Genomic DNA, 13,549 nt, shown 5'->3' on the forward strand with positions numbered 1-13,549 from the left:
AGCCGTGGGCCGCGATCCCGTAGCATTCATCGAGTGGCACGCGGACCGAATCGGTCTTATCAATGTAAGAGACATTATCACCGCGACTCGAGCGCCGGTCGAAGTCGGGATAGGGGACGTAGACCTCAAGGCAATAGAGTCAGCGGTAAGTGACGCCGAATGTCCGTGGGTAATCTACGAGTACGATTCAACGGACGACCCGCTTGAGTAGTTGTCGTACGGCGCTGAATTTCTGTCGACGTGGAAGAAGGATTGACGGCGTGCCGAGCGACCGAGGGACAATATTTATAGGGCAACTTGGAGAACGAATGAAGCATGTGTGCCAAGCACACGGATACTGCCGAGACCGAAGAGGTCGTCGCTCGACACCGCAACGCAGCCAGCGAAGTCCTTCCCAACCACACCGGCCTGTACATCGGCGGTGAGTGGGTCACTGGAAATGCATCACCCCTTGAAGCGGTCGATCCGACGACCGGGGAGTGTCTGACAGAGGTATCGGCTGCCGCCGCCGCCGACGTCGACAGAGCTGTAAAAGTGGCCTCGAAAGCGTACGACGGGGAGTGGGGATCGACAACGGCTGAGGACAGACAGAGCGTCCTGCTCGAGATCGCAGACTGCGTAGAGGCCAATCTGGAGGACCTCGCGACACTCGAGACGCTGGACAACGGGAAACCCCTCGTGGAGTCTAGAGCGGACATGCGGACGGTAATCGATCAGTTCCGCTATTTCGCGGGCATCGTACAGTCTGACTCCGGTGCCGTATTGTCGGATGATCTGCGGATGGGCCACACGGTCCGAGAGCCGTACGGTATCGTCGGCCAGATCATCCCGTGGAACTTCCCGCTGTCTATGGCGTCATGGAAACTGGCGCCTGCGCTTGCAGCAGGAAACTGTAGCGTCCTAAAGCCCGCAGAGCAGACGCCGCTTTCGATTCTGAGGCTTATGGAACTCGTCGACGCCGTCGTACCCGACGGCGTGATCAACGTCGTTCCAGGCGACGGCAGGGAGGCCGGGGCGGCGCTGACCCAACACTCCGACGTTCGCAAACTCGCCTTTACCGGTTCGACGGCGGTCGGCAAAGAGATCATGCGGAACGCAGCCGACAACGTCGTCGACATAACCCTCGAACTCGGAGGGAAGAGCCCAGTCGTCGTTTTCCCAGACGCGGACTTGGACAAGGCCATCGAGGTGTTGAAATTCGCGATTTTCGCGAACGCGGGCGAATGCTGTACCGCCGGCTCTCGGCTGTTCGTACACGAGGAAATGGCAGAAAAGTTCCTCAATAGATTTGTCGAAACCGTCGAAGACCTCACGGTCGGAGATCCCCTGTTGGAGGGAACGGATATCGGGCCACAAATCAGCGACAGCGAGGTCAAAAAGACACTCGAATTCGTCGAGACCGCGGTCAAAGGAGGAGGGAACCTTATGACGGGCGGATCGTGTCCCTCCGGCCAGGTAGTGTCTGCGGGGAGCTACGTCGAACCGACCGTGATCGGGGACGTGCCGCACGACAACCCGGCCGTACAGGAGGAGATCTTCGGTCCGGTGCTCGCAACGTTCACGTGGACCAAATACGATGAGATGATGACTCTGGTGAACGATGTCGACTACGGACTCTCCGCGAGTGTCGTCACTCAGGATATCGACGAAGCGTACCAGGCAGCGCGCGATATCGAGGCCGGGTACGTGTGGATCAATCAACACCACGACGTCCCGTCCGGGCTTCCCTTCGGGGGTCACAAGCAGTCGGGAATCGGGCGTGAGTTGGCCGAGACAACGCTGGAACATTACCAGCAGACGAAAACAATCAACGTGGGCCTTTAAGCGTGATACGGAGTTGAAGCATCGACTGCACGACGATTCGTTTGTTGCGATCGAGGATAGATCATTGTTACAGCAACCGAGGGGAGTAGGATTTTGCCATTCGAATCAGGCTCAAGAAGCCATTAAATCGAGATGCTAATGAGCACGGAAAAGCCAGACAATGTTGATTTGATAATGGAAAATATCAAACCCATTCCGTTACGATAGTACTGATGTAACGACATCCGCTGAAATGGGTCGATTTCCCCGATAGCACGGCTATAATTTGGTGACTGCAAATCACTTTGGCGGGCTGTCCGCGGCATTCGATCAGACCCACCGGATCGAACAAACGACTGGCGGCGTAGGCCGTCCACAACAGGCGTCTTGCGAGGGTGGGTGTCGTGGACGACGGCGCGCTAAGCGGATTCTCGGAGAATTCGATCCGGTCCACCGACTCCCGATGATGGAACGAAACACCCTCTGGAAACGACGTATCGAACGTCAAACGAATGCTGACCGTACCGTCTCGGACACGGATTCGTCATCGGTCACCCCGACGGCATCCGAACTCTCTGGTGCGGAAGGCCCGTGCGGTCCCTCGGGAACGAACATCGAAGTGGCCCTCCCACAGAAGTGTACCGGAACAAACCCGGTACGTGTTCCCACTCACGCCCGCAACGTGAGCTGTTTGAGACTCGTAAGAGAAAGTACCGCTATCAAAATCACTGTGACGAAGACCAAGAAGAACACGCTGATGACGTTCACCATCGGGCTAAAGCCATACCGGATGAGACCCCACAGGTAGACAGGAAGCGTCTGCATCGCCGTATCGCGGACGAAGTACGTGTAGACGAACTCGTTGAACGAGATGGTAAACGCCAGCAGTCCACCGGCGATGATCCCAGGGAGAACGTTCGGCAGGGTGACCCGACGGAACGTCCGAAGCTCGCTCGCACCGAGGTCCATGGACGCTTCTTCGAGCGTCTGATCAAAATTGACGACCGTCGGAATGATAATCAGCGCGGCGAAGGGCACGGTTCGGATGACGTGAGCGATTACCACCGTCCCGTATCCGGCATCAATGTTTACGTTCCCAAAAAACAGCGTCATGGCGATCCCTGTTACGACGAGTGGGACTACGATCGGGAACGTGAGGAACATCTGGAAGAGACCCTTCCCCGGGAAGTCATACCTCGAAATCCCATAGGCAGAGAGAACCGAGACGAAGACGGTGATCGGTGTCGCGACGAGGCTTACCTTCAGTGATGTTAAGATGGCGCTTATCGCTTTGGTGTTGCTGAAGAACTCGATGTACCACTTTACCGTGTATGATTCGGGTGGGAACGAGAGTACGCCACTGCCCGCAAAGGACATCAGTACGACGACTCCGATCGGGAGCCAAATGAGTGCCAAGATGAGAACCATCAATGAGCGTCCTATCGTCTCGCCGTGTCTGTGTGCAATCCGCTCGACGAAGCTCAGAATTGTCACTCCAGGTCACCTCCACTCCTCGTGATCTGCCCGCCAGCACCGTACCACGCTCCGAGCGCGATGAGCGTGACGACGACAACCGTGACGACCATGCCGAGGGCCGATCCGAACGGCCAGTTGAACGCCGAGGTGAACTGCTGTTCGATAACCATCCCAATCATAAGGACGTTCGTTCCGCCAAGCAGTGCCGGGGTGATGAACGAACCGAACGACGGGATGGCAACGAGCACGATACCCGCGATGACGCCGTTTTTCGTGATCGGAAGTGTTACTCTGAAGAATGTTTTGATAGGGCCAGCGCCGAGATCCTTCGAGGCGTTGATGAGGCTATCGTCCATGTTCGTCAACGATGCATAAAATGGGAGGGTAGCCAGTGGAAGCCATACGTATGCGAGCCCCGCAAGCACCGCCGGGTGCGTGTACATGATCCCGCTCGTTTTGCCGGTCAGACCTAGTGTGAGCATCATGGTATCGAGGACACCGCCCTTCTGGAAGATGTTGATCAGTGCGTACATCCGGACGACGTAGTTGGTCCAAAACGGCAGGATGATCAACATGAGGATGAGCGTTGTTCGCTTCGAGAACCGCGCGATGCTGTACGCGAGGATATATCCTAGAACCACCACGATAGCGGTTGATTCCGCGGTCAATACCGCCGTCCGCCAGAGAATACTTATGTACAGATCCCCGGTAAAGATACGGATGTAATGGTCCAGAGAGAAGGCTGACGGCGGCATTTCTTCTAAGAGCGACATCCACAGCATCGACAGGAGGGGAAGAGCGAAAAACGTCACCAACACACCCACCGGCACCCCGATGAATAGACTCAATCGGAGCCACCGGTTCTCCCGGAAACACTTGACTACCGACACGATGTCCTCGCGACCGGAGACGGCGTTTCTCATATGCGGGTGACCTCGTGCTGTTCCTCGTCATACTCAAAGAGGTAGACATCCTCGGGGGGCCACGCGACCGACACTGCGTCGCCTAGTTCGTAGCTGCTGTCTGCGATGTTGGCGGTGAACGAACCATACTCAGTTTCGATTGTGTAGATGGTCTCCTCACCAGAGTACCCGCGGTTACGGACCGTTCCTTCCACGATGAACTGATCTTCGTCGGCGGATTCGACCACCGAGAGTCGCTTCGGGCGGACGCCCAGATAGATATCTGTACCGGGATTCAGCGAGACGGATTCTATTCGCTGCTTGGACGCGTGTGGAACTTCGAGCGACACCTGATCGGTTTCGATGGTCGCGGCGGTTCCGTTGCTGTCGACGACGGTCCCCGGCTGGAGGTTGATGTCACCGATGAAACCCGCCACAAACTTTGAGGCGGGGACGTCGTAGATCTCTTCGACTGTTCCAAGTTGCTCCATCTCACCGTCGTTGAGCACGAGCATACGGTCCGAGACTGCCATTGCGACCTCCTGGTCGTGCGTCACGTAGAGGAACGTAATCCCGGTTTCCTCTTGGATTCGCTGTAGCTCAAACTGCATGTGCTGGCGCAGTTTGCGATCCAACGACGCGAGCGGTTCGTCGAAGAGCACTATCTGGGGCTCGTTGACGATCGCGCGAGCGAGTGCGACCCGCTGTTGCTCACCACCGCTGAGCTGATCGGTGCTTCGGTCCTCGTATCCGCTCAGTTCGACTACGTCGAGCATCTCCGAGATCCGTTCTTTCCGCTCAGACTTTGGAACACCGTCTTCCTTTAGGCCGTACCCGATGTTTTCTGCGACGGTAAGGTGCGGAAACAGCGCGAGGCTCTGAAACACCATATTCACGTCCCGGTTGAACGGTGGAACGTCGTTCACCGGGGTGTCCTGGATGGCGATTTCACCAGAGGTTGGGGTTTCGAACCCGGCGACCATCCGGAGGATCGTCGATTTCCCCGAGCCGGATGGACCGAGAATGGAGACAAACTCACCGTCTTCGACCTGGAAAGAAACATTGTTTACAGCGACGAGACTATCGAACTCTTTGCGTAGGTTAGAGACTGTCAATATCGACATCGTTGTGTAGTGTGTGTTTTTCAAGCTGCTTTGACCTTTGTCCAGATCTCGTCGAATTTCTTCCGGAAGTCGTCCGGAAGGGGCTGGATGAACGTCGCCGAGTCTGACATCTTTTGCGGCCAACTGAGGAAATCGATCTTTTCGTTGGAAAGGTCGAGATGGTCGCCGATATTCTTGATCGGTGGGAGATACCCCATCGTAGTCACCTTTTTCGTGGCGTTCTGTGGTTTGCTACCCATGTCGGTCCACGCGACGGCCGCATTGGGGTTCGGAGCCCCCTTCGGGATGACGAACGTATCGTACGTGTACATGAATCCCTCCTTCGTGTTGGACATGTCCATGGAAATCCCCTTCTGGAAGCGTCCGTTGTAGGTTCGACCGTCCGTGTACACGGTCGCGACGATCTGTTCGTTCTCGAACATCTGTTGAACGGTCGAATGGTCCTTCCAGTACGTGACGTTCAGGTCCTTCTGTTGGATCAGCGCCTCCTCGATTTCCTTGAAGTCGTCCGGGTCGTTCGGATCTTGGCCCGTGTAGAGTGCCGCGATGCGGCAGGCGACTTCGCCCCAGTCCTGCATGCTCACCTTCCCTTTGAGATCCGATTGCCAGAGGACGTCCCACGAGCCGGGGTCGTCGTCGAAGTAGTCGGTGCTGTAGGTGAGCGGATGTGCCACTTGAGCCTCCGGAATGGCGTAGACCGCCCCATTGCGTTGGTAGTATTCTTCGGCGTCCGACTTCGCTAACTCGTTCAGCGCCGACCATCCGTCCATTCGGTCGATTGGAAGCGCATGGAGGAAATCGTTGTCCATTGACCGAACGACCCACGCGCTCGTGGCCGAGATACTGTCGATCTCGTCGTTTTCGGCTTCGAGTTTCGTGTACCACTTGCTGGGGTTCGAGTAGGCGGCAGTCGTCACCGACGTGTCGTACTGTCCCTCGAACTCCTCGACTGCCCAGTTCACCCATCCATCGTACCAGTTCCACACGTTGAGGTTTTGTTCCAGATTCTCCGGCGGAACGGACCCCGCGTCCACCGGTTTCGCCGGCAAATTCCTGCCACCATCACCCCCGCCGAGACAGCCAGCGAGGGAAATAGCGCCACCGGCGAGACCGTACTTGACAAGATTCCGTCTACTTAGCTCCATGGTATCGAATCCCACGTCTTACGGAATTCTGTCAAGTATTAATAAAACTTTTGTTAACAATGCTGAGGGATCAGGCGACGTGACGGGCTCTCTCACGTCGAGTTAACGCCGAGGAGCCGACGACATCATGCAGCCGTCCGCTTCGAACAGTCTGAAAGGAAGTCTGCGGTTGCTCGTCAGTCGACCACACGAACGTCGAGCACGGAGGGTCCGTCAGCGTCGACCGCCTCGTCCAACGCCGTTTCGAGCTTATCGCAGTCGGTGATTCGGCTCCCGGTGACTCCGTAGCTGACCGCGTTGGTGGCGAAATCGACGCCCGGGTGAAGATCCATACCGATAAACTCGTGATCATCATCGTCTCCGCCGAGAATCTTCAGCGCGTTGTCTTTTAGAATGCGATAGTTTTGGTTGTTCGAGATGACGACAGTCAGGTCGAGGTCGTATCGCGCCGCAGTGTACATTGAGTGAGGATAGTACAGATACGAGCCGTCGCCGAGGAGTCCGATTACGGGACGGTCGTCTTCCGCGAGGGCGGCACCGACAGCCGCGGGAAGGCCGTACCCTAGGCCGCCGGATTTGTTCCCGAACAATTGGCCGGGCTGGAGGTTCCACTCCGACAATAGAGCGTAACGCGTGGTGACGCTCTCGTCGACGATGTACGCATCTGGCACCGCTTTCTCCATCGTTTCGATCAATTCTGTCTTCGAGATATCATTTGCTCCAGCCGAGGGCGGTAGCTGCATATTCTTATCGACCCAATCGCAGACTTCCTCAGCCCGCTCGCGACGTGCCACTAACTGCTTATTGCTTACACGTCCGGAGACCCGACGCGTGAGGTCTTCGATGATCGGGCGCAGTGCGCCCGAGATGGCGACGTCGGCGGGTTCGTTCTTCGCGAGTTCCCAACTGTCATGGCCGATGTGGACGGCCGTCGCGCTAGACGGTACAAGCGGTTCGTCGTGGGCCAGTGTCGGTGTGTGCGTCGAACAACCGATGAGAACGACTGCGTCCGTCTCGTGGAGTGCCCTCGCTTCCGCGAACGACTCAGGCATATGCGAGACCCACAGCTCATGGTCCATCGGGAAGTTCACTTCCGTGGATAGAATCTCGCTGTGGACGCGTGCGCCGGTCTCCTCAGCCAGTTCGGTCACCGCTTTGACCGTGCGCTGACCATCACGGGCGATCTGATCGCCGACAACGAGCATCGGTTCGTCAGCCTCGGTCAGAATGTCGGCCGCCTGCGCGATCGCATGAGAGTCGCCGCGGCCGCCGTTCGGAACTCCGCCGAGCGGTTCGATAGGTGCGTCTGTCTCCTCAATCATCACGTCCATGGGAAGCGCGAGGAAGACCGGTCCCATCGGGGGCGCCAGTGCCACCTTGCATGCGCGACGAAGCATCGTGGGTAGTGATTCGACCGCCTTGACTTCGGCGCTCCACTTGGTGAATTGTTGGGTCATCTCCACGAGATTGCCGTACAGTATCGGCTCCTCGTGCTGATGGCACATACTGTGGGTGCCAGCGGTGACCACGACCGGTGCGCCGGAAACACTCGCGGCGTATAGATTCCCTAGACCGTGTGCCATTCCCGGGGCAACGTGGAGATTGACGACTCCGAGCGGATGCTCGGCGCCTCGTTGCCGTCGGGTACATGCGTATCCGGCAGCCATTCCCACGGCGATATCCTCCTGTAGCCCGAGGATGTAGTCGACCGAACTTCCTTCGAGGGCACTCATCACGGGCACTTCGGTTGTTCCGGGGTTCCCGAAGAGATATGGGATCTCATACGTCTCCAACACTTTGACAAATAGGTCCGCTCCAGTTCGTATCATGCTCTGACGTATCGGGATCAGTGTGAGCCTTCATTTATGTTCCGCTTGGGCAATCTTCGAATTTCGCGTATCGTCTTTTGGTTATCACAAATATTTATCCAGTGGTACGGGTATGTGGCATACATGGCCAAAGGCGGCAATCGGCGGCGGGTCAAGTCGGTCGATACAGCCTGCAAACTGATCCGTGCGATGCAAGAGCGGGGTTCAACGACTATCTCGGAGTTGAGTGAGGCGATTGACCTATCGGAGGGTTCCGTACACACACACTTGGCGACGCTGAAATCCCACGGACTCGTCGTGAAAAACGGGACCATCTACGAACTGGGGCCCCAGTTCGTCCCGCTTGGAGAGCGAGTAAAACACAACTCGAAGCTCTATCAGGCGGCGAAAAAGGAGGTCGATGGTATCGCGGACGAAACCGGCGAGTGCGTGCACCTTTTAATCGAGAACAACGGACAAGGAATTATTCTCTACGAATCATTCGGAAAGAGGGCAGTTGGAACAAAGTTCCACTCTCGATCCCGAGAGATGCCAGCGGAGTATCTCCACTGCCGCGCGTCGGGAAAGGCCATCCTCGCGTACCTTTCAGCCAGCCGCGTACACGACATCATCGATAAATATGGGCTCAAGGAGATGACAGAGGAGACGATCACGGACTGCGAGGAACTCTTCGACGAACTGGCCGCCACACGCTCGTGCGGGTACGCGTTGAACGATGAGGAGGAACTGCGCGGTGTACGCGCGGTGGGAGTTCCAATACTGGACGACGAGGAGAAACCGCTTGGCGCAATCAGCCTCTCAGCACCTCGAAGCCGGCTGGACGGAGAGGCCTTCACCGACGAGATTCCCAAGCTTTTGATAAGCACGGCCAATGTTATCGAAATAAACTATCAGACGGACGATCTGGACATCAACTAATTCATGGCAAATGCTTAAGTGGGGTCCTTTTGAGTGTCTTTTCATGGCAAGTGAGCTGAGCGCACAGCTATACGTCGACGGTAATTGGTGCAGTTCGAGCGGCGACTCCGAGATCATCAGCCGGAATCCGGCGGCACCGAACGAAGAGGTAGCCACGTTTCCGGCCGCAACGGTCACTGACACCGAAGATGCGATCTCGGCGTCAGTCGCTGCGCAGGACGAGTGGGCCGCGGTGTCCAGTCACGAACGGGGATCGTATCTGCGGGACGCGGTTCGGATTATCGAGGACGAAAGGGAGTTTCTCAGCCGATTAATCGTCGATGAGGCAGGCAAGACGATTGGTGGAAGTCAGGGTGAGATCCAGCGAACGATCGATCTCCTGGAGTACTATGCACAGGTCGCACGCGACTACGGCGGTACCGCACCCCCGAGCGCGACCGACGGGACAGTCCTGTTCACGAAGCGTGAGCCGTTAGGGACCGCGGGAATCATCACGCCGTGGAATTTTCCGATTGCGATCCCGACATGGAAGATCGTTCCCGCTCTCGTGAGTGGGAACACGGTCGTCTTTAAGCCCGCCTCGCTCTCACCGACAATCGCGTCTCGGCTCGTCGACGTGTTTGACCGGGTCGGGCTCCCGGATGGTGTCTTGAACTTCGTTCCCGGATCCGGAAGCACAGTCGGCGACGCAATAGCGACGAGTCAGAATATCGATGTGCTTTCGTTCACCGGCAGCACCGCGGTGGGCGAGGCTGTGAAGAGGGCTGCAGGCGAGACAGGCGCACGGGTACAGTGTGAGATGGGCGGGAAAAACCCGATCATCGTCGACGAAAGCTGTGACCTCGATCTGGCTGTCGATTTGACGATAAGCGGCGCCTACAGTCTGGCGGGACAGGCCTGCACGGCCGCGAGTCGAGCGATCGTGTTGGAGGGAGCCTACGACGAGTACGTCGCCGCCCTCAAACAGCGCGTTGAGCATCTCATCGTCGGAGAACCGGGGGACGAAACAACGGATATGGGTCCGAAAGCATCCGCAGGCGGATTGCAGGAGGATCTCGACTACATCGAAGCGGGCGAAGGTGAGGGTGCGACGCTCCTGGCGGGAGGGTCGGCACTCGACCGCGAGGGGCACTTCATCGAGCCGACGGTCTTCGTCGACGTCGACTCGGAAATGAAGATCGCGCAAGAGGAGATCTTCGGTCCGATCCTATCGGTTCTCTCGGTCTCGAGCTTCGACGAGGCGGTTCGAGTCGCAAACGACGTGCAGTACGGACTGACTGCCGCCATCTGTACTGACCGACTTCACCACGCGATGTCTTTTATCGATGACATCGAGACAGGTGTCGTGAAGGTCAACCAGAAACCCGGCGGAGTCGAATACCAGATGCCGTTCGGTGGACGGAAGCGTTCGAGCACGGAGACGTTCAAAGAGCAGGGACGCGAGGCTCTGGAGTTTTTCACACATCAAAAGGCAATCTATCTCACCGATGGGCACGTCTGAGACGCCGCGAGGGGTCTTCAGGCGTCTCTCGTGAGTGGACGGACGAAACACCCGACCAGACGCAACGTTTTTGCACCTTGTCGACACACCACAATAGCATGGGTACAAACTCGCTTACGGCGGCGTACGATGAAGAGCTAAAGCGTTTCGTCGAGAGATTCCTCCGGTTTGAATCGAGCAGCGGTCGCGAAAAGCAGGCACAGGAATGGTTCGAAGAGCAACTCGAAGCGCTTGGGTTCAAGACGTACCGGTGGGAGGTCGGTGCGGAGCAGCTCGCTTCGCTTCCGTCGTTCCCATCGGCTGACGAAATAGATGCCACGGACCGACCCAGCGTGGCGGGCGTGCTTGAATTTGGTGACCCGGAAGCTGGTCCCACAATGGTTCTCAACGGACACGTCGACGTAGTGCCTGCCACCGACGCCTCTTGGGAGACGGATCCATTCGAACCGCACTGGGACGGCGAGAAACTGCACGCGCGGGGAGCGGCAGACATGAAGACGAACCTTGCGTTACTCGTTTTCGTCGCGAAGTATCTCCATGATGAGTACGCCGATGAAATCGACGGGCGAGTGGTCGTCGAAAGCGTCACGGGCGAGGAGGAAGGTGGGATCGGAGCACCCGCGGCGGCGCTGTCTAACCCCTACCCGTTCGACCGAGACGCGGCAATCATCACGGAGCCCACCGACCGACGAGTCGTGACGGCGACGGCGGGCGTGTTAATGAAAGAGCTGACCGTTTCTGGACGCTCGGCGCACGCTGCGACCCGGTGGCGCGGTGAGTCCGTGCTTCCACATTTCAATCGCATCCATCGAGCGTTCGAAGAACTCGAACGGGAGCGCCACGAGCGGATCGCGCACTCGCTGTACGACTACCCAGTGAACTGGCCGATGAACGTCGGTGTCGTCGACGCGGGCGACTGGGCCTCGAACGTACCGGCGCGTCTGACGGCGCAGATTCGGATTGGGTTCGCCCCGTCGGAGACGCTCGAAACCGTGGAGGCGAAGTACGAGGAGCGCCTTCAGAGTGTCGTCGCGGACAGTGAGTGGCTAACGGACCATCCGCCGACATTTGAACGGCGGGCCATTCACTTTGAACCCTCCGAACTCGAAGCGGACAGTCCGATCGTCCAGCGACTCCAGTCGGCCATGCTCGACCACGGCATCGAAGAGACGGAACCGATCGGGAAAACCTACAGCTCCGATTCTCGTTTCTACATCGCAGAGGGGATTCCAACGGTCATTTTCGGTCCGGGGACGATCGATCAAGCGCACTTCCCCAACGAGTTCATTCGCTGGTCGGATGTCCAGCAGGCGGGCGACGTGCTTGTCGACACCTGTAAGGCGTATCTACAGGACCCCGGCTCGACCCCCGAACGCTCGGAGTGAGCCCACGTCGGCCGCTCGGCTGCCAGTCCGTCCGCCCGGTTTCCCCCGCCCACGATCGAGTACGCTGACCGACGGATTTATTGTGACACTCGTAATCACACCAGTATATGGGCTCGCAACCAGCTCAGTTTATGCCAGCGGTATCGAGATTCATCGGAGAGGACACACCGTGTCTCATCGAGGGAGACGGTGCGATCCTCAAAGACGACGAAGGAAACGAGTACATCGACTTCTTCGCACAGCACGCCGCGATGTCTCACGGCTACTCGCATCCGAAGGTGGTCGACGCCGTGACAGAGCAGGTCGAGAAGCTGAACTTCAGTGCGTACGACTTCCCGACTGAGCCGAGCCGCCGACTCACGAACCGGTTTGCTGACGTCGCCCCTGGCGACCTCGAACGGTCGTACTTCGTCAACTCCGGATCGGAGGCCGTAGAGGTCGCGCTGACGCTCGCCCGGCGGGCGACGGGCAACCACGAGTTCGTCGCCCTGGGTGAGGCGTTTCACGGGCGCACCTATGGTGCTCGCTCGCTCGTTGGGTGGTCCGGCTATCGAGACGGCTTCGGGCCGTTTCTGCCGTCTGTAACTCACATCCCATCGTACAACTGCGATTCGTTCCCCGGCAGCGCGGAGCCGGAAACCGGAGCCGAGTACGCAGAACTGCTCGAATATGCGCTCGAATACGAGACGGGCGACGTCGCCGCATTCATCGCTGAACCGATGTTGGGAACAGCGGGAAACATCCCTGCTCCAGCAGGATATTTCCAGCGAATCCGAGAGATTTGCGACGAATACGATATCCTATTCATCGCCGACGAGGTCATCACCGGGTTCGGCCGCACCGGAAAGCCGTTCGGTATCCAACACTACGATGTCACACCGGACATTATGACGACAGCGAAGGCGATCGGCGGCGGAATGCCAATCGGGGCGACGATCGCAACCTCCGAGGTGGCCGACGCCTTCGAGAGCATGGATTACTTCTCGACATTCGGCGGAAACCCGGTCTCGACTACGGCAGCGGCCGCGAGCATCGACGTAATGGTGGAGGAGAAACTCGCGGAGCAGGCCGCCAAACTGGGCGACAGCTTCGTGGACCGCCTCCGAACGCTACAGAGCGACTATCCGTTCGTTGGCGAAATCAGAGGCAAGGGGCTGATGATCGGGGTCGAACTCGTCGATGAGGACGGAGCGCCGCTCAAAAAAGAGCACAGTCTCACCCTGCGGCGTGACGCCATCGAGCGAGGTCTCATCCTGCCCGCTGGACAGGGCTGGGAAGGCAACGTCATTCGTATCAACCCGCCGCTCGTCATCTCCGAAGACGAACTTGACCGAGGTATCGACATCATGGATGAGTGCTTTGAGGAACTCACTACCCGCCTCGACTGATCGAAAGACGGTGACCGACCCAGAGCCCGCCTCAGCCGATCGGAAATTCCCGGTAGCCGCATGTCGTGCTGCTAAGGG

General features: G+C 58.0%; 11 protein-coding genes. 6 read left to right on the forward strand and 5 right to left on the reverse strand.

What is annotated here, in order from left to right:
* Window positions 1-4: 4 nt before the first annotated feature.
* Both MW898_RS23980 and MW898_RS23985 read left to right on the forward strand, forming a co-directional pair.
* Window positions 5-211 carry an IolE/MocC family protein gene (locus MW898_RS23980; RefSeq protein ID WP_248910822.1) on the forward strand — a complete coding sequence of 69 codons (207 nt, stop codon included), beginning with the start codon at window positions 5-7 and terminating at the stop codon, window positions 209-211.
* A 104-nt stretch (window positions 212-315) separates the two neighbouring features.
* A complete protein-coding gene (locus tag MW898_RS23985) occupies window positions 316-1,824 on the forward strand; it encodes an aldehyde dehydrogenase family protein (protein ID WP_248910823.1) in 1,509 nt (502 codons plus the stop codon).
* Window positions 1,825-2,472: 648 nt separating this feature from the next.
* Here the strand turns inward: MW898_RS23985 and MW898_RS23990 are convergent.
* The 5 genes from MW898_RS23990 to MW898_RS24010 form a co-directional block, all read right to left on the reverse strand.
* Window positions 2,473-3,297: an ABC transporter permease gene (locus tag MW898_RS23990; RefSeq protein WP_248910824.1), complete on the reverse strand. Its 825-nt coding sequence runs from the start codon at window positions 3,295-3,297 to the stop codon at window positions 2,473-2,475.
* Entirely contained in the window at window positions 3,294-4,202 is a 909-nt protein-coding gene (locus MW898_RS23995; protein WP_248910825.1) for an ABC transporter permease, read from the reverse strand. The genes MW898_RS23990 and MW898_RS23995 overlap by 4 nt, the downstream gene beginning before the upstream one ends.
* The gene (locus MW898_RS24000; protein ID WP_248910826.1) at window positions 4,199-5,305 is read right to left on the reverse strand and encodes an ABC transporter ATP-binding protein; all 1,107 of its coding nucleotides are present in this window, start codon (window positions 5,303-5,305) and stop codon (window positions 4,199-4,201) included. The genes MW898_RS23995 and MW898_RS24000 overlap by 4 nt, the downstream gene beginning before the upstream one ends.
* Window positions 5,306-5,325: 20 nt before the next feature.
* The gene (locus tag MW898_RS24005; protein ID WP_248910827.1) at window positions 5,326-6,465 is read right to left on the reverse strand and encodes an ABC transporter substrate-binding protein; all 1,140 of its coding nucleotides are present in this window, start codon (window positions 6,463-6,465) and stop codon (window positions 5,326-5,328) included.
* A 161-nt stretch (window positions 6,466-6,626) separates the two neighbouring features.
* Window positions 6,627-8,279 (reverse strand): thiamine pyrophosphate-binding protein, encoded by a 1,653-nt coding sequence (locus tag MW898_RS24010; RefSeq protein WP_248910828.1) that lies wholly within the window; start codon window positions 8,277-8,279, stop codon window positions 6,627-6,629.
* Window positions 8,280-8,402: 123 nt separating this feature from the next.
* On the opposite strand from MW898_RS24010, the gene MW898_RS24015 reads away from it, so the two are divergent.
* The 4 genes from MW898_RS24015 to MW898_RS24030 all read left to right on the forward strand — a co-directional run bounded on the left by MW898_RS24015 (window position 8,403) and on the right by MW898_RS24030 (window position 13,471).
* The gene (locus tag MW898_RS24015) at window positions 8,403-9,197 is read left to right on the forward strand and encodes an IclR family transcriptional regulator (RefSeq protein WP_248910829.1); all 795 of its coding nucleotides are present in this window, start codon (window positions 8,403-8,405) and stop codon (window positions 9,195-9,197) included.
* 43 nt (window positions 9,198-9,240) lie between these two features.
* The gene (locus MW898_RS24020; RefSeq protein WP_248910830.1) at window positions 9,241-10,698 is read left to right on the forward strand and encodes an aldehyde dehydrogenase family protein; all 1,458 of its coding nucleotides are present in this window, start codon (window positions 9,241-9,243) and stop codon (window positions 10,696-10,698) included.
* A gap of 98 nt (window positions 10,699-10,796) precedes the next feature.
* On the forward strand, window positions 10,797-12,083 hold the full coding sequence (locus tag MW898_RS24025; protein WP_248910831.1) for a M20 family metallopeptidase: 1,287 nt from the start codon (window positions 10,797-10,799) through the stop codon (window positions 12,081-12,083).
* 107 nt (window positions 12,084-12,190) lie between these two features.
* Entirely contained in the window at window positions 12,191-13,471 is a 1,281-nt protein-coding gene (locus MW898_RS24030; protein ID WP_248910832.1) for an aspartate aminotransferase family protein, read from the forward strand.
* The last annotated feature ends 78 nt before the right edge of the window (window positions 13,472-13,549 follow it).

The organism is Halocatena marina (assembly GCF_023276375.1).
GTDB lineage: Archaea > Halobacteriota > Halobacteria > Halobacteriales > Haloarculaceae > Halocatena > Halocatena marina.